Annotated in this window: 16 protein-coding genes and 1 pseudogene; 6 read left to right on the forward strand and 11 right to left on the reverse strand. The window is 73.3% G+C overall.

The features are described from left to right. The coding region (locus VR44_RS15640; protein WP_045948113.1) for a serine/threonine-protein kinase at window positions 1-916 on the reverse strand (916 nt) is incomplete at its 3' end. A 194-nt stretch (window positions 917-1110) separates the two neighbouring features. After that, window positions 1111-1965, reverse strand: coding sequence for a VOC family protein (locus VR44_RS15645; protein ID WP_045948099.1), 855 nt, complete (start codon window positions 1963-1965; stop codon window positions 1111-1113). A 300-nt stretch (window positions 1966-2265) separates the two neighbouring features. Between VR44_RS15645 and VR44_RS15650 the strand changes: the two genes are divergently transcribed. Both VR44_RS15650 and VR44_RS45010 read left to right on the forward strand, forming a co-directional pair. Beyond that, on the forward strand, window positions 2266-2913 hold the full coding sequence (locus VR44_RS15650) for a TetR family transcriptional regulator (protein WP_045948100.1): 648 nt from the start codon (window positions 2266-2268) through the stop codon (window positions 2911-2913). After that, the gene (locus VR44_RS45010; protein ID WP_157880311.1) at window positions 2910-3071 is read left to right on the forward strand and encodes a hypothetical protein; all 162 of its coding nucleotides are present in this window, start codon (window positions 2910-2912) and stop codon (window positions 3069-3071) included. Before VR44_RS15650 ends, VR44_RS45010 begins: the two co-directional genes overlap by 4 nt. On the opposite strand, the gene VR44_RS15655 is transcribed toward VR44_RS45010, so the two are convergent. Next, complete coding sequence (locus VR44_RS15655; RefSeq protein ID WP_045948101.1) at window positions 3043-3528, reverse strand: nitroreductase family deazaflavin-dependent oxidoreductase; 486 nt, start codon at window positions 3526-3528, stop codon at window positions 3043-3045. The two genes, VR44_RS45010 and VR44_RS15655, sit on opposite strands and share 29 nt — an antisense overlap. Next, window positions 3528-4757 carry an acyl-CoA dehydrogenase family protein gene (locus tag VR44_RS15660; RefSeq protein ID WP_045948102.1) on the reverse strand — a complete coding sequence of 410 codons (1230 nt, stop codon included), beginning with the start codon at window positions 4755-4757 and terminating at the stop codon, window positions 3528-3530. The genes VR44_RS15655 and VR44_RS15660 overlap by 1 nt, the downstream gene beginning before the upstream one ends. Window positions 4758-4924: 167 nt before the next feature. Between VR44_RS15660 and VR44_RS15665 the strand changes: the two genes are divergently transcribed. Next, window positions 4925-6139, forward strand: a complete 1215-nt coding sequence (locus VR44_RS15665; RefSeq protein WP_045948103.1) for a thiolase C-terminal domain-containing protein — start codon at window positions 4925-4927, stop codon at window positions 6137-6139. Between the two features lie 93 nt (window positions 6140-6232). On the opposite strand, the gene VR44_RS15670 is transcribed toward VR44_RS15665, so the two are convergent. The 3 genes from VR44_RS15670 to VR44_RS48420 form a co-directional block, all read right to left on the reverse strand. Beyond that, window positions 6233-6532 carry a protealysin inhibitor emfourin gene (locus VR44_RS15670; RefSeq protein ID WP_045948104.1) on the reverse strand — a complete coding sequence of 100 codons (300 nt, stop codon included), beginning with the start codon at window positions 6530-6532 and terminating at the stop codon, window positions 6233-6235. Further along, the gene (locus tag VR44_RS15675) at window positions 6529-7638 is read right to left on the reverse strand and encodes a M4 family metallopeptidase (RefSeq protein ID WP_342669337.1); all 1110 of its coding nucleotides are present in this window, start codon (window positions 7636-7638) and stop codon (window positions 6529-6531) included. Before VR44_RS15675 ends, VR44_RS15670 begins: the two co-directional genes overlap by 4 nt. Before the next feature lie 407 nt (window positions 7639-8045). Beyond that, on the reverse strand, window positions 8046-8633 hold the full coding sequence (locus VR44_RS48420) for a hypothetical protein (RefSeq protein WP_045948106.1): 588 nt from the start codon (window positions 8631-8633) through the stop codon (window positions 8046-8048). Between the two features lie 44 nt (window positions 8634-8677). On the opposite strand from VR44_RS48420, the gene VR44_RS15685 reads away from it, so the two are divergent. After that, window positions 8678-9343 (forward strand): pyridoxine/pyridoxamine 5'-phosphate oxidase, encoded by a 666-nt coding sequence (locus VR44_RS15685; protein ID WP_045948107.1) that lies wholly within the window; start codon window positions 8678-8680, stop codon window positions 9341-9343. Between the two features lie 16 nt (window positions 9344-9359). On the opposite strand, the gene VR44_RS15690 is transcribed toward VR44_RS15685, so the two are convergent. The 3 genes from VR44_RS15690 to VR44_RS15700 form a co-directional block, all read right to left on the reverse strand. After that, window positions 9360-9770: a Zn-ribbon domain-containing OB-fold protein gene (locus tag VR44_RS15690; RefSeq protein WP_045948108.1), complete on the reverse strand. Its 411-nt coding sequence runs from the start codon at window positions 9768-9770 to the stop codon at window positions 9360-9362. After that, the gene (locus VR44_RS15695; RefSeq protein WP_045948109.1) at window positions 9767-10219 is read right to left on the reverse strand and encodes a DoxX family membrane protein; all 453 of its coding nucleotides are present in this window, start codon (window positions 10217-10219) and stop codon (window positions 9767-9769) included. The genes VR44_RS15690 and VR44_RS15695 overlap by 4 nt, the downstream gene beginning before the upstream one ends. A 68-nt stretch (window positions 10220-10287) precedes the next feature. Next, a complete protein-coding gene (locus VR44_RS15700) occupies window positions 10288-11061 on the reverse strand; it encodes a maleate cis-trans isomerase family protein (protein WP_045948110.1) in 774 nt (257 codons plus the stop codon). Window positions 11062-11233: 172 nt separating this feature from the next. On the opposite strand from VR44_RS15700, the gene VR44_RS15705 reads away from it, so the two are divergent. Further along, entirely contained in the window at window positions 11234-12397 is a 1164-nt protein-coding gene (locus VR44_RS15705) for a flavin-containing monooxygenase (RefSeq protein ID WP_045948111.1), read from the forward strand. Between the two features lie 18 nt (window positions 12398-12415). Here the strand turns inward: VR44_RS15705 and VR44_RS42620 are convergent. Further along, window positions 12416-12779, reverse strand: a pseudogene (locus tag VR44_RS42620) (nuclear transport factor 2 family protein). A gap of 261 nt (window positions 12780-13040) precedes the next feature. On the opposite strand from VR44_RS42620, the gene VR44_RS15710 reads away from it, so the two are divergent. Continuing rightward, window positions 13041-15275, forward strand: coding sequence for an acetate--CoA ligase family protein (locus VR44_RS15710; protein WP_045948112.1), 2235 nt, complete (start codon window positions 13041-13043; stop codon window positions 15273-15275). Window positions 15276-15414: the final 139 nt, after the last annotated feature.

Below are 15414 nucleotides of genomic sequence, written 5' to 3' on the forward strand. Positions count from 1 at the left end.
GGACTCCGGGGACCGGCGTACGGTGCCCCGCGCGCCGGGCCTCGATCATCGCGACGGCCCGCGCCGGGAGCCAGGCCGAGGCCGTCCCGCTGTCGTCGCCGCCGTCGAAGAGGTGCGGGGCGAGCTGCGCCTGAAGGTCGGCGGGGGTCGGGCGCTGGGTGGCGTCCATCTGCATGCAGGAGTCGATCAGCGGCCGCAGCTCGTCCGGGAGCCCGTCGAGGTTGGGGCCCTCGCGCAGCAGCATGAACACCGTCTCGACCGGGTTCGCCCCGTGGTACGGCGGGTGGCCGGTGGCGGCGAAGACGAGGGTGGAGCCCAGCGAGAACACGTCGCTGGCGCCCTTGACGCTGCGCGAGTCCTTCGCCTGCTCCGGCGACATGTAGGCGGGGGTGCCGACGGCCACGTTCGTCATCGTGAGCCGCGTGTTGGACACGCCGCTCGCGATGCCGAAGTCGATCACGCGCGGCCCGTCCTCGACGACCAGCACGTTCGACGGCTTCAGGTCGCGGTGGACCAGGCCCGCCCCGTGGATGGACTGCAGGGCCTCGGCGATGCCGGCCGCGAGCCACCGTACGGCCTGCACGGGCATCGGCCCGCACTCGTTGACGATCTCCTCCAGCGAGGGCGCCGGCACGTACGCGGTCGCCAGCCACGGCACGGCGGCGCGCGGATCGGCGTCGACCACGGCCGCGGTGTAGAAACCGGACACCGCGCGCGCCGCCTCCACCTCGCGCGTGAACCGCACGCGGAAGAGCTGGTCCTCGGCGAGCTCGGTCCGCACCGTCTTGATCGCGACCCGCCGACCGGACGCCGACCGCGCGAGATAGACCAGCCCCATGCCGCCGGCGCCGAGCCGTCCCAGCACCTCGAAGGGGCCGATCCGTCTCGGGTCGTGCTGCGTCAGCTGCTCCACCACTCGCCTCCACACCTCCCCGTACGGGCCCTCTGCCCGGGCCCGCTCTTTACCGGCGCGTCCGCCAGCGCGCGCACCGGCACCGCGTCCGGCCGCCCGGCGTCCCGTACGGCACCACCGGCGGAACGGATGCCGTTCCGCCGCGTGCGGCGACCGACTCCGGGCCCGTGGCCAGGAGTCGCGCAATCCCGATTCTGTCAGGCCCGCGCCTGGTCCGGCCCCGGCTCCGGGTCCGCGTTCGCGCGCGGCTCCGACAGGAGGGCGAAGACGGCCCCCTGATTGTCGGCGACGACGGCGATCCGGCCGTACGGCGTGTCGAACGGATCGGCGGTCACCCGCCCGCCGAGGCGCTGCACCGTGGCCACGCTCGCGTCGCAGTCGGGGACGGCGAAGTAGGCCAGGAAATGGGCGGGCATGATCTCCGGGAAGGCGTCGGTGATCAGGCTGCGGCCCAGGACGGCGGTGGCGGCGCCGGGCGCGCTGCCGGGCGGGGACCACAGCCGGTACTCGGCGGCGGTGGGGCTGCCCGCGGCGGCGCCGGGGTCGTCGGGGTCGTACTGGTCCTCGGGGACGTAGCCGAAGACGGTGGCGTAGAACACGTCGACCGCGTCGCGGGCGCGGGTGTAGAGCTCGGCCCAGCAGTAGGCGTACGGCTCGCCCTGGGCCTCGAACCCGTGGTGGGTGCCGGGCTGCCAGAGCCCGAAGACGGCGCCTCCCGGGTCGGCGGCCATGGCGGCGGTGCCGTAGGGGCCGACGGGCTGGGGGTCCATCACCATCTGGCCGCCGGCGGCGCGGATGCGGGCCGCGCAGGCGTAGGCGTCGGAGGTGTAGAGGTAGACGCCCCAGACGGTGGGCATGCGGCCGTCGGGCTTGGGGGCGAGGGCGGCGACGTTGCGGCCGCGGCTGTAGGCCTGCGTGTAGCCGCCGTACTCGGGTCCCGCGCTGTCGCCGAAGGTCCACCCGAAGAGCTCGCCGTAGAAGCGCTTGCCCGCCTCGACGTCGGGGAGCGAGGCGTCGACCCAGCAGGGGGAGCCTTCCGCGAATGCGACCATGGGGAGGTTCCTTCCGGTTGCGCTGGGTCTGTCCCTGATGGACATGGTCCGCCCGAAAGGTTGTCCACACCCTGTTGACAAGACTATTCGGGGGATACGGGGCGATCCGGAGCGGGGTGCGCCGGCCACGCGGGCGGCCGCACCGGCCTCCGCACCGGCCTCCGCATCCAGTGTCGCAATTCGGCTGAAATCCGCCGCCCCGGGACCTCCCGCAACGCTTTCCTGGCTGGTCGGCGGGGTCGTAACCCCATTTGCAGGCGGCCGAATAGCGCGCCGGAGCCCCCTCGGTAAGCTGACGGCATGACAGGACAAGTACGCACCGTCGACGGGCGTGTCGCCGGCCGGCGCGGCCAGGCGACGCGGCAGAAGCTGCTCGACTGCCTCAGCGAGATGCTCAGCTCCTCGCCGTACCGCGACGTCAAGGTGATCGATGTCGCGCGCAAGGCCGGTACCAGCCCCGCCACCTTCTACCAGTACTTCCCGGACGTCGAGGGTGCCGTCCTGGAGATCGCCGAGGAAATGGCCACGGAGGGCGCCCAGTTGACGGCGCTCGTCGAGGGACGCAACTGGGTCGGCAAGGCGGGCTGGGCAGCCGCCGAGGAACTCGTGGACGGATTCCTGGACTTCTGGCGCCGCAACGACGCGATCCTGCGCGTGGTCGACCTCGGCGCGGCCGAGGGCGACAAGCGGTTCTACAAGATCCGCATGAAGATCCTGAACTCCGTCACCAACTCCCTTACGGAGTCGATGAAGGAGCTCCAGGCCAAGGGCAAGGTGGACAAGGACCTCAGCCCGGCGGCGATGGCCGGCTCACTGGTGGCGATGCTGGCCGCGGTCGCCTCGCACCAGAAGGGCTTCCAGACCTGGGGCGTCAAGCAGGCGGAGCTCAGGCCCAATCTGGCACTGCTCGTGCACCTGGGCGTCACCGGCAAGAAGCCGACCAGGTGACGGCGGACCCCTCCGGGGGGTCCGCCGTCCTCGAAGCCGTCCTCGAAGCCGTCCTCGACGAGGTTCTCGACGAGGTTCTCGACGCCGTCCTCCGCGCGCCCGTTCCCGCGTCCGCGTCCGCGTCCGCGATCAGCGTCGCTCGAGGCGGAACAGCCTGATCTCGCGCTCGATGCGCGCCTGGTACGTCGCGTACGGCGGCCAGAACCGCAGTACCGCCTGCCACGCCTCCGCCCGTTCGGCCCCCGCCAGCAGGCGGGCCCGTACCGGGATGTCCCGCCCCTGCCAGTTCACGTCCGCGTCCGGGTTCTTGAGCAGGTTCCCGGTCCAGGCCGGGTGGCCGGGGCGGCCGAAGTTGGACCCGATCAGCAGCCAGCTCGCGCCTCCGTCCTCCGGCATGCACGCGAGCGGGGTGGTGCGCGGCTCGCCGCTCCTCGCACCCCTGGCGGTGAGGATCACCCCCGGCAGCATCCGGGCGCTGAGCAGCACCTTTCCGCCGGTCAGGCGGTGGACCGCCTTGTCCATGGCGGGGATGAAGTGCGGTGCGATCCGGGCGAAGAGGAGGGTGGAGGAGACCTTCTGGATGAGTTTGACGGGGAGGGTCGCACCGGAAGCCATCAGACGGCCGCCTTCTGGGGAGTCGCGGAGGGGTCGGAGGTCACCGGGCCGGCCGCGGCGAAGAGGCCGGCCCGCCGCGCGGCGTGCGCGCGGAGCCGGTGGACCGGGCCGAAGAGCAGCTCGTCGGCGGCCGCCCGTTTGAAGTAGAGGTGGGCGTCGTGCTCCCAGGTGAAGCCGATGCCGCCGTGGAGCTGGATGGCCTCCCCCGAGGTGGTCCGAAGCGCCTCCAGGGCCTGGGCGAGGGCGAGGGGGCCCTGCTCGGGGTCCCAGGCGGCGTAGTAGGCGGCTGAGCGGGCGGCCTGGACCTGGACGTACAGGTCGGCGAGGCGGTGCTTGACCGCCTGGAAGGAGCCGATGGGCCGGCCGAACTGCTCCCGTCGGCATACGTGGTCCACGGTGCGGGCCAGCGCCTGCCCGGCCGCGCCGACGGCCTCGGCGGCGAGGACGGTGGCGGCGAACAGGCCGGTGGCGGCCAGGGCGGGGAGCGGCCCGGCCTCCCCCGTGTCATGGCCCTCGCTCTCGCCCAGCAATTCGGCTTGCACGTCCCGGAGTTGGATCCGACCCTGCGGGCGGGTCTCGTCGAGGGTGGCCTGCCGGTCCCGTACGAGGCCGGGCGCGTCCCCCCGCACGAGGAACAGCAGGGTCCGGGCCCGGGCGAAGCCGCCGGTGTGCGCGGCGACGAGGAGCAGGCCCGCGCCGTGCCCGTCGAGGACCTGGGCGACCTCCCCGTAGAGCCGCCAGCCGTCGGCGCCGGCGCGCGCCTGCACCCCGCCCGCGCGGCCCCCGCCCGCCCAGTCGCCGGGGGTGTTCTCGCCGGTCAGGGCGAGGGCGGTGGCCAGGGCGGGGCCGGGAACGGCGAGCGCCGCGGTCAGCTCCCCGGCGGCGAGGGCGGGCAGCAGGGCGGCGCGCTGGGCGGCGGTGCCGAGGGCGCCGATCAGCGGGGCCGCGAGGGCGGCGGTGGCCAGCAGGGGCGAGGGCAGCAGCACGCGCCCGGTCTCTTCGCAGGCCAGCGCCAGGTCGGCGGGGGTGCAGCCGACGCCGCCGTACTCCTCGGCGATGGCGAGGCCGGGCAGGCCGAGCTGCCGGGAGAGCTGCTGCCACAGCTCGGGATCGTGTCCGGCGTCGGTCCGGGCGGCGGTCTTGACCTCGTCCGGGCCGCAGCGTTTGCCCAGGATCTCGCGCAGGGTGCGGCGCATCTCGTCCTGCTCCGCAGTGAAGGCGGCGTCCATCGTCGGGCTCCTCCCCGTTTCTGACGGGCCGTCATGTTAGAGCGGCGGAGACGAGATGCCCAGGGGGCGGGGGGCGGGCTTTGAGGGCCGGCCCCGGGCTCGACGAAAGGGGCCGGCGCGGGGCGACGGGGTTCCTTCTGACGGTACGTCAGATGTACCGTCCTCCCATGCCTGGACCCTTGTCCGTACCGCCCGTGTCCCCGTCCCTTCCCGCCCCCCGCCGCCGGGTCGCGGTGGTCGGCGTCGCCCTCTCGGACTGCGGCCGGGTGGACGGCCCGACCCCGTACGCCCTGCACGCGCAGGCCGCCCGGCGGGCGCTGGCCGACTCCGGCCTGGACCGCTCCGTCATCGACGGCTTCGCCTCGGCCGGTCTCGGCGTCCTGGCCCCGGTGGAGGTGGCCGAGTACCTCGGCCTGCGGCCCACCTGGGTCGACTCGACGTCCGTCGGCGGTTCCACGTGGGAGGTCATGGCCGCCCACGCCGCCGACGCCATCGCCGCCGGCCACGCCAACGCCGTCCTGCTGGTCTACGGCTCGACGGCCCGCGCCGACATCAAGGCCCGGCGGCGCACGTCGAACCTGTCGTTCGGGTCGCGGGGGCCGCTCCAGTTCGAGGTGCCGTACGGGCACACCCTGGTGGCGAAGTACGCGATGGCCGCGCGCCGGCACATGCACGAGTACGGCACGACGCTGGAGCAGCTCGCCTCGGTGGCCGTCCAGGCCCGGGCGAACGCCGCCACCAACCCGGAGGCGATGTTCCGCGACCCGATCACCGTCGAGGACGTCCTGGCCTCGGAGCCGATCGCCGACCCCTTCACCAAGCTGCACTGCTGCATCCGCTCCGACGGCGGCTGCGCGGTGCTCCTGGCGGCGGAGGAGTACGTCCCGGACAGCGCCAAGACCCCCGTGTGGATCCTGGGCACGGGCACGTCCGTCTCGCACACGACGATGTCGGAGTGGGAGGACTTCACGGTCTCCCCCGCCGCCGTCTCCGGCCGGCAGGCCTTCGCCCGGGCCGGACTCACCCCGGCGGACGTGGACCTCGCCGAGATCTACGACGCCTTCACGTACATGACCCTGGTGACGCTGGAGGACCTCGGCTTCTGCGCCAAGGGGGAGGGCGGGGCCTTCGTGGAGAAGGGCCGCCTGCTGCGGGACGGGGAACTCCCGGTCAACACCGACGGCGGCGGCCTGTCGGCCTGCCATCCGGGCATGCGCGGACTGTTCCTCCTGGTCGAGGCCGTCCGCCAGCTCCGCGGCGAGGCGGGACCCGGCCGCCAGGTCACCAAGCGCGGCGGCACCGGCCTCCCGGAGATCGCCCTGGCCTCGGGTACCGGCGGATGGTTCTGCTCATCGGGCACGCTGCTGCTGGGGCGGGGGTGAGGGCCCGCCATCTCCCCCCTCGATGAGATCTTGGCCGGTCGGGTGGCTGCCCACCGGAAGCAATGGATCACCGGTGTAGGCCTGGTGCCGCCTTCACCGCGGGGCGGAGTGGGTCTTGAGCCACCTCAGCAAGGCCGCGAAGGCGGGGGTCATGGTGGGGTCCGACTGTTCGAGGACCGTGGTGCCGCCGTTGTCCTCCACGGTGATCGCGTAGGTCATGGCGTCCCTGGCGAGGCCATCGGAGCCGGTGGGAGGGGGCGTCGCCTCGGCCGTGGTCACCAGCCGGGTCAGTTCCGCCGCGTCGGTCTCGGGGAGGGTGGACGTGTCCAGGGTCTGGGGCCGGCGGCGGACCGCCGCCGCCAGCCCTCCGTACGTCTCCAGGGTCACCTTCACGTGCTGCCCTTCAGAGCGGCGATGTCCCTGGCCAGTCCCGACACCTTGGCGTTCAGCTCCCCGAGCTGCCGGGACAGGGCCGCCAGGCCGTCCTCCCGGCCGACGGCGCCGTTGCCGCTGACCGCGAAGGCGCGGGCCTTCGGGACGCCGCTGATCTGGACCTCCACGCCTGCCCACGCCGCCAGCACGGCCGCCTGCTCGGAGCTGCCGACGCCGAACAGGTCCCCGGCCTTCTGGTAGGTGGTGTCCGCGAAGTCCTGGAAGGTGGCGTCGGCGGTCGACGCCCGGAGCGCGTCGTACCAGATGCGTCCGGCGCCCTCCCAGGCGAATCCGCCGATGCCCACCGCCGCCAGGTAGAACGCCTTGTTCGGGATGCCGGAGTTGATGTGCACCCCGCCGGAGTCCCCTCTGGGGGTGTCGGGCAGGTGGATGAACTTGCTCATGCGGTCGGGCTGGGGGTCCTTCCCGAACTGCGGATTGTTGTACGCCTGCCCCGGCGCCTTCAGGGACCGCAGGGCGTCGCCGGTGATCCCCGGGGTCCATACGTCGGCCCCGATCTGCCAGTCCGCCTCCTCGGCCGTCTGCTTCAGCTTCCACTGCTTGACCAGTGAACCGAAGACGTCGGAAATCGACTCGTTCAGGGCCCCGGACTGGTTGTGGTACTCCAGTCCGGCGGTGTTCTCGGTGACGCCGTGCGTCACTTCGTGGCCGTTCACGTCGAGGGATCCCGCGAGGTTGCTGAACTCCTGTCCGTCTCCGTCACCGAAGACCATTTGCTGCCCGTCCCAGAACGCGTTGTTGAACTGCACGTCGAAGTGGACGTATCCGTCCAGGCGCATGCCCTGGTCGTCGATGGAATTGCGGTGGAAGACCTCCTGGTAGAAATCGCGGATCACGCCCAGTCCGTCGAACGCCTGATTGACCGCCGTGTCCGAGGACGCCGGTCCGTCCTCCGTCCTGGCCAGGGCGGCCCCGCGGAGGGAGGCCGCCCCGTCGCAGTCGAAGACGGTGCGCCGGCCGTCACCGGGGGTGGCGGCCGCGCCGGCGATGGACGCACGGACCGCACGCTCACCCCGCAGGCGCGCGGTGGTCAGCAGAGTGTCCAAGGCCGCCTGGCGTATGTCACTGTCCGGGCTTTCCAATAGCTTGTCGAGGATGTACGGGGGGATGATGCAGTTGATCGGGCGGGTCCTCATAAGACACCTCCGGGGCGAGAGGACCGTGAATGGGATCGTCGGTTAAGAATTCACCATTTGACAATTCATCATTCGATGGGACGATGTGGGTGTCGGATGCCGCCGGCAGCGAAGGCGGGAACAGCGGGGGCCCGCGGATGTGAAGGCAGCGGGAAAACGCGTTCGGCGCCTGCCAGCCCTTCGTTCCGGCTGTGGCGAGCTGTGGCGACACGCTGATATCACCAGTCTCCTGCCGCCCGTGGCGACCGGCAACCGGCCCGGGCCGATGTCGGACGCCGAATTCTTTTCGCCGGTTCTGGGGAGTTGGGGCCGGCCCGCTACCAGTCCAGCGCGTCCAGGGGCCGGCCGTTCGGGGCCACGCGCAGGTCGTGGTGGGTGTGGTCGAGGTCGATCAGGCGGATGTGGGACGGGTCCCGCCATTCCGCCTGGAGGACGCCCCTGGGGTGGCCGGGGGTGTACGAGGCCACCGGCCAGCGGCGGGCCGTGGGGAAGGTGCCGGTGACGATGTGGACGCTCCAGGCCGGGTCGCCCAGCCCGAGGTCCCGTTCCACCACCAGGCGGCGGCCCGAGCCGTCCGGGGCGGGGACGTCCCACTCCCGGTCGGGGAAGGGGTCGGCCGCGACCCCGTACGCCGGTACCGCCAGGACCCCGCACATGACCGCCCCCGCGAGGCCGAGGCCGGCGGCCTTGCGCGCCGCCGGGCGACGGGAGGTGAGGAGGGCGGCCCCGGTGAGGGCGAGGGCGGCCAGGGCGGCGAGGAGCACGGGGTGGTTCAGCTCGGCCGCGAGGTCCGGGCCGCCGGGCCGGTCGTAGTGCGCGGCGGCGAGGGCGGCGGCAACGGCCGCGGTCGCCACGGCGGCGGCCGCGGCGACCGGCGTGCGTGCCGTGGCTCGGTGCGGGTCCATGACCGGAACCCTAGTGCGGGGCGGGCCGCCGTTAGCCTGGCCGTATGACCGGCGACTCCGAGTTCCACGAGGTCCTGCACTCCCTGCGCGTCTGGGACACCGCCTTGCCCTCCTTCGACCCGGCCTCGGCGCCCGCCGAACCCCTGGAGCTGTTCCGGGAGTGGTTCGTGCACGCCGCCCGGGCGGGGCAGGTGGAGCCCCACACGATGAGCCTGGCCACGGTGGACGCCGACGGCCGGCCCGACGCGCGGATCCTGATGCTGCACGACGCGGACGCGCGTGGCTGGCACTTCGCCTCGCACGCCACCAGCGCCAAGGGCCGCCAGCTGGCCGGGGGGCCGGAAGCGGCGCTGGTCTTCTACTGGCCGGCGGTGGGGCGGCAGGTCCGCGTCCGGGGCCGGGTGACCGCGTGCGGGGAGCGGGAGAGCCGGGCGGACCTGGCGGTCCGCTCGCGGGGTGCGCTGGCGGCCGCGCTGACGGGCCGGCAGAGCGAGGTGCTGGGCTCCCGGGAGGAGCTGGCGGAGGCCTCGGCGGCGGCCTGGGAGCGGGCGGGCGCGGAGCCCGACGCCCCGGCGCCGACGTGGACCCGGTACGTACTGGAGCCGCTGGAGGCGGAGTTCTTCCAGGGCGACGCCGCCCGCCGCCACGTCCGCCTGCGCTACCGCCGCGCGGAAGGAAGCGGCTGGACCCGCGAGCTGCTCTGGCCCTGAGCCCCGCCCCGGCCGCTCAGGGGCGGAACACCGCCACCCACACCCCCTCGGCCGCCTCCCGGAAGGTGACCCGCAGCGGCATGCCGATGCGCAGCTCGCCCTCCGGGCAGCCGACCACCTCGGTCATCATCCGGGGCCCCTCCTCCAGGTCCACGACGGCGGCCGCGTACGGGACCCGTCCGCCGAAGGGCGGCAGGTCGTTGCGGTGGATCACCGACCAGGTGTAGAGGGTGGCGCGGCCGCTCGCCTCCTCCCAGCCGACCCGGTCCTCGCCGGCCCAGCAGAAGGGGCAGAACTCGCGCGGGTAGTGGTGGGCGCGCCCGCAGTCGGCGCAGCGCCTCAGCAGCAGCCGGCCTTCGGCGGCGGCGTCCCAGTAGGGGCGGGTGAAATCGTCGGCCTCGGGGAGGTCGTACCGTACGGCGCTCACAGGAAGAGTCCGATCAAGGCGTCGAGGGACCAGGTCTGCCAGGCCATGGCGAAGAACGCGACGCCGGAGATCAGCGCCATCATCGCGTTCTGCCCCTGCTCGGCCCAGTCGTGGATCATCAGCACCAGGTAGAGCAGGTTCAGCAGCAGCCCGCCGAGCAGGGCGACGGGGGTCAGGAACCCGAGCACCAGGCCCAGCCCCAGCGCGAGTTCCGCGTAGACGACGACGTACGCCATCAGCCGCGGCCGCGGCTGGACCACCGACGCGAAGCCGCTCCTGACGAAGGACCACCGGTGCTTTCCGGCGACGTCGGCGGCCCAGGATATGCCGGTGCCGCGCTCGAACCAGCCCTTCTTGTCCTTGTGCCGCCAGCTCTCCAGCCACCACAGGCCGAGGCCTATGCGCAGCACGGCGAGCCATTCGGCCCCGCCGATCCAGATGGTCTGCATGGACCGCCACCCTCCACTCGATCTGACGGTACGTCAGTTCAGCGGATCGGCACCGATCCCGCAAGGCCTCAGACGGCCTCCGTGAACAGCCGCCCGTACCCCTCGACCCCGTCCGCCCCCGCACCCGCCGCCCGCAGGGCGGACCACAGCAGGACCTGGTTCGCGGTCAGCACCGGGCGCCCGAGGGTGGCCTCCAGGGCCTGGATCACGCCGACCGCGCGGAAGCCGTTCCCGCCGATCACGACCGCCTCGGCCGCGTCGCCGACGACGCCCGCCACCCAGGCGTGCAGGTCCTCCGGTGTGATCAGCGTCTGCCCGCTGGGCAGCCCGCAGGGCGCGGCGTACGGAACCTCGAACCCGGCCTCCTCGTAGTAGCCGCGGCCCAGCTCGTTCAGCGTCTCGTCGAACCACGGCGGGTCGACCAGCGCGATCCGCCCCACCCCCAGGCTGCGCAGCGCCTCGACGGCGGCGGCGCAGGGGGCGACCACCGGCAGCCCGTGGGCGCGCTCGCGCAGCCGGTCCAGCAGGTACGCCTCCCCCCGCGCGCCGGTCACGTACGAGGAGCTGGTGAAGGCGTAGCCGATCGCCGCCACCGGCGCGGCCCCCAGCAGCTCGGCCGCCCGGTCCACCTGGGGGTTCTCCGCGAAGGCCCGCACGGCGGCCAGCGCGATGGTGGGCTCCATCGCACCGCCGCTCCCCATCGCGCCGAACGGCACCCGCGCGTAGTGCAGGCCCACCCCGGCCGGGGCCATGGCGCGCAGCTCCGACTCGGGGCCGACGTCGGCGTGGGGGGTGAGGACACCGATCCGGACGCGTACGTCCCACCCGTCGGGCTGCCACATCACGCACTCCTCTCCACCACCGATACGCCCCACTTTGTCAGGGTTTCACCCGCTCTGCGGCCGAGCCGCGCCGGACCCCCCTCCCCCACCCGCCGCCCCCGTGACCGATCCGCAATCGATTCCCTCCTCGACCGAGACCCATCAACCCTGTGTGTCGATACGCTCACTCCTCATGCCCGCGCCCGCATCCGCACCCGACCTGACCAGCACCCAGCCCCGCCCCGTGTACGTGATCGGCGCGGGCCCCGGCGGCCTCGCCGTCGCCGCCGCGCTGCGCGCCCGCGGGGTGCGCGCGGTGGTCGTCGAGAAGTCGGACGCGGTCGCCGCCTCCTGGCGCGGCCACTACGAGCGGCTGCGGCTGCACACCACCCGCCGCCTGTCGGCCCTGCCGGGCCTGGCCATGCCCCGCCGCTTCGGCCGCTGGGTGGCCCGCGCCGACGTGGTCCGCTACCTGGAGAAGTACGCCGAGTACCACGAGCTGGAGCTGGTCACCGGGGTCGAGGTCACCCGGATCGAGCGGGCCGCCGACGGGGAGGGCTGGACCCTGCACGCCTCCGGCGGACGGCTCCTGGCGGCCGGAGCGGTGGTCGTGGCCACCGGCTTCAACCACACCCCGCACCTGCCGGACTGGCCGGGCTCCGCCACCTTCACCGGGCGGCTGCTGCACGCCTCCGGCTACCGCGAGCCCTCCCCCTACGCCGGCCGGGACGTGCTGGTTGTGGGTGTCGGCAACACCGGCGCGGAGATAGCCGTGGACCTCGCCGAGGGCGGCGCGGCCCGGGTGCGGCTCGCGGTGCGCACCGCCCCGCACATCGTCCGCCGCTCGACCCTGGGCTGGCCGGCGCAGCGCACGGGGATCCTCGTCCGGCGGCTGCCGGTGCGGCTCGTGGACCGGCTCGGGGCGCTGGTGGCGAAGGCCTCGGTACCGGACCTGTCCGCGTACGGGCTCCCGCGCCCCGCGCCCGGCCTGTACAGCAGGGCGCGGCAGGGGGCCATCCCGGTGCAGGACGTGGGCCTGATCGACGCGGTCCGCGCCGGCCGGGTGGAGCCCGTGGCCGCCGTGGCCTCCTTCGACGGGGACCGCGTCCTCCTCGCCGACGGTACGGAGATCACCCCGGACACGGTGATCGCCGCGACGGGCTACCGCCGCGGCCTCGAAGCACTGGTGGGCCACCTGGACGTCCTGGACGACCGGGGCCGCCCCCGGGTCCACGGCCCCCGCAGCGCGCCCCACGCGCCCGGCCTGTACTTCACCGGCTACACCAACCCCATCAGCGGCATGTTCCGCGAACTGGCCCGCGACGCCCGCCGCGTGGCGAAGGCCCTCGCTCACTAGTCCGGCGAGCGCCCAGGTTCACCGGGTTCGCGGTTCGATCTCGCCCGCGAAGACGATGACTCCGCCGCAGATGGACGACGTCCGTTCCCGCCAGGCGGGGTCCTCCGTCCGGCGTGGTGAAGACCCACTGGTACCGGGCCCACTCGTCCGGCATGTCCACCGCCGAGCAGCGCACCATCGTGCCGGTCCCCGCCGGGTGGCGCCGGATGTCCAGCACGAACCGCTCGATCGCCGCGATCCCCTCGCTGCGACCCAACGGCCCCCAGAAGACCACGTCCGAGGTCAGGGCCTGGGAGAGCAGGGCGGTCACATGGCTGTCGTCCGGGGCGTTGAACGCCGAGATGAACGTGTCGATCGCGGAGCGTGCGATTTCTTCCTGCATGCCCCAGTCATACCAGCCCGTTCCGCGTGCACCCGGCCCGCGAGCCGCCTTCCGGCCACGGTGGGCCTTCCCGGTCACGCCCGGCCCTCGGCCGGTTCCGGTCTGGACGCCGCCCGAACACCTCTGCCACGGTTCAGGCACACCACCTCCACCACCTTTCCGGCGCATCCCTGTTCCTGACGGCGCGTCAGTTCAGTAATCTGACATGACGTCAGCTACCGACGACTCCATCGAGGTTCATCGAGCAGGGCGGGCGAAGCGATGCTTGGATCTACTCACGGCACCCTCACCACCGACTTCCGCGCACGGGTCGAGGCCTGCGGGGAGACCCCCAGGACCGCCGTCCACTCCACTGCGGCACCGGCCGCCGGGGACACGGCCGAACTGGACGTCAGCGGCCGGCCCCTGCACTCCGACGTACCCGATCTGGACCGGTTCTTCCGGCCGGAGTCGGTGGCCGTCATCGGCGCCTCCGACACCGAGGGCCGGCCCAACACCGGCATCACCCGGCAGCTGATCGCCTGGGCCGAGCGCGTCGGCGCCCGCGTCCACCCCGTGCACCCCACCCGGACCTCCGTCTTCGGACTGCCGTGCCACGCCTCCGTCGCCGAGCTGCCCGAACAGGTCGACCTGGCCGTCCTCCTCGTCGCCGACCCGCTCCCCGTCATCGAGGAACTCGCCGACACCAAGGTCAAGTTCGCGGTCGCCTTCGCCTCCGGCTTCGCCGAGACCGGCGAGAGCGGCGCCGCCGCCCAGGCCCGGCTGACCGCCGCCGTGCAGCGCTCGGGGCTGCGCCTGCTCGGCCCGAACACCAACCTCAACGCCTTCGAGAGCTTCCGCGAGGACCTCGACGGCCCGGCCATCGCCCTGATCACCCAGTCCGGCCACCAGGGCCGCCCCGTCTACACCCTCCAGGAGCTGGGCATCCGCCTCTCCCACTGGGCGCCCACGGGCAACGAGGCCGACCTGGAGACCGCCGACTTCATCTCCTACTTCGCCGAACGGCCCGAGGTCGGGGCCATCGCCTGCTACGTCGAGGGCCTCAAGGACGGCCGCTCCTTCCTCCTCGCCGCCGACCGGGCCGCTCGCAACGGGGTCCCCGTCGTCGCCGTCAAGGTCGGCCGCACCGAGACCGGCGCCCGTATGGCCGCCTCGCACACCGGCAAGCTGACCGGCGCCGACACCGTCGTGGACGCCGCCATGCGCCAGTTCGGGGTGATCCGCGTCGACGGCCTCGACGAACTCCAGGACACCGCCGCCCTCCTCGCCCGGGCCAGGCCCCCGCAGGCCGAGGGGGTCGTCGTCTACTCCATATCCGGCGGCACCGGCGCCCACTTCTCCGACCTGGCCACCGAAGCCGGCCTCACCCTCCCCACCCTCTCGGAGGCCAAACAGGCCGAGCTCCACCAGTGGATCCCGTCCTACCTCAACGTCGCCAACCCCGTCGACAACGGCGGCCACCCGGTCGGCGACTGGCGCGGCCGCAAGATCATCGACGCGATCCTTGCCGACCCCTCCGTCGGCGTCCTGATCTGTCCGATCACCGGCCCCTTCCCGCCGATGAGCGACAAGCTGGCCCAGGACCTGGTCGACGCCGCCGAAGCCACCGACAAGCTGGTCTGCGTCATCTGGGGCTCCCCCGTCGGCACCGAGGAGGCCTACCGCTCGACCCTCCTCGGCTCCTCCCGCGTGGCCACGTTCCGCACCTTCGGCAACTGCATCACCGCCGTCCGCGCCTACCTCGGCCACCACCGCTTCACGGCCTCCTACCGCTCCCCCTTCGACGAGGCCCCCCGCACCCCGTCCCCCTCCCACCGCAAGGCCCAGGCCCTGATGCGGCCCGGCCAGCAGCTGAGCGAACACGCCGCCAAGCAGCTGCTGCGCGCCTACGGGATCCGCGTCCCGCGCGAACAGCTGGTCACCAGCGCCGCGGCGGCGGTCCGCGCCGCCGGGCTGGTCGGGTACCCGGTGGTCATGAAGGCCTCGGGCCCCCAGCTGGCCCACAAGACGGAACTCGGCCTGGTCAAGGTCGGCCTCACCTCGGCGAGCCAGATCCGCGACGCGTACCGGGAGCTGACGGACATCGCCCGCTACGAGAACATCCCGCTGGACGGGATCCTGGTCTGCCAGATGGTCGAACGCGGCGTCGAGATGGTCGTCGGCGTCACCCGGGACCCCCTCTTCGGCCCCACCGTCACCGTGGGCCTGGGCGGCGTCCTGGTGGAGGTCCTCCACGACGCGGCGGTCCGCGTACCCCCCTTCGGGGAGGACCAGGCCCGCACGATGCTCCGCGAACTGCGGGGGGCGGCGCTGCTGGACGGCGTACGGGGGGCTCCGCCGGCGGACGTGGACGCGCTGGTGGAGGTGGTCCTGCGGGTCCAGCGGATGGCGCTGGAACTGGGCGACGACCTCTCGGAGCTGGACATCAACCCCCTGATGGTCCTCCCCCGCGGCCAGGGGGCGGTGGCCCTGGACGCCCTGGCCATCTGCCGTTAGCCCGACGGACCTCCTCCGCCCCCGGACCCCGCGCCTCAAACGCCGGCGGGCTATTTACAGCCCCGCCGGCAGATAGCCCCGCCGGCGCGGGGCTGGATTTCGCGGAGCGAAATTCCAGCCCGCGCGGCGTTTGAGCGCA

It is taken from the genome of Streptomyces katrae (genome assembly GCF_000966975.1).
Taxonomy (GTDB): domain Bacteria; phylum Actinomycetota; class Actinomycetes; order Streptomycetales; family Streptomycetaceae; genus Streptomyces; species Streptomyces katrae.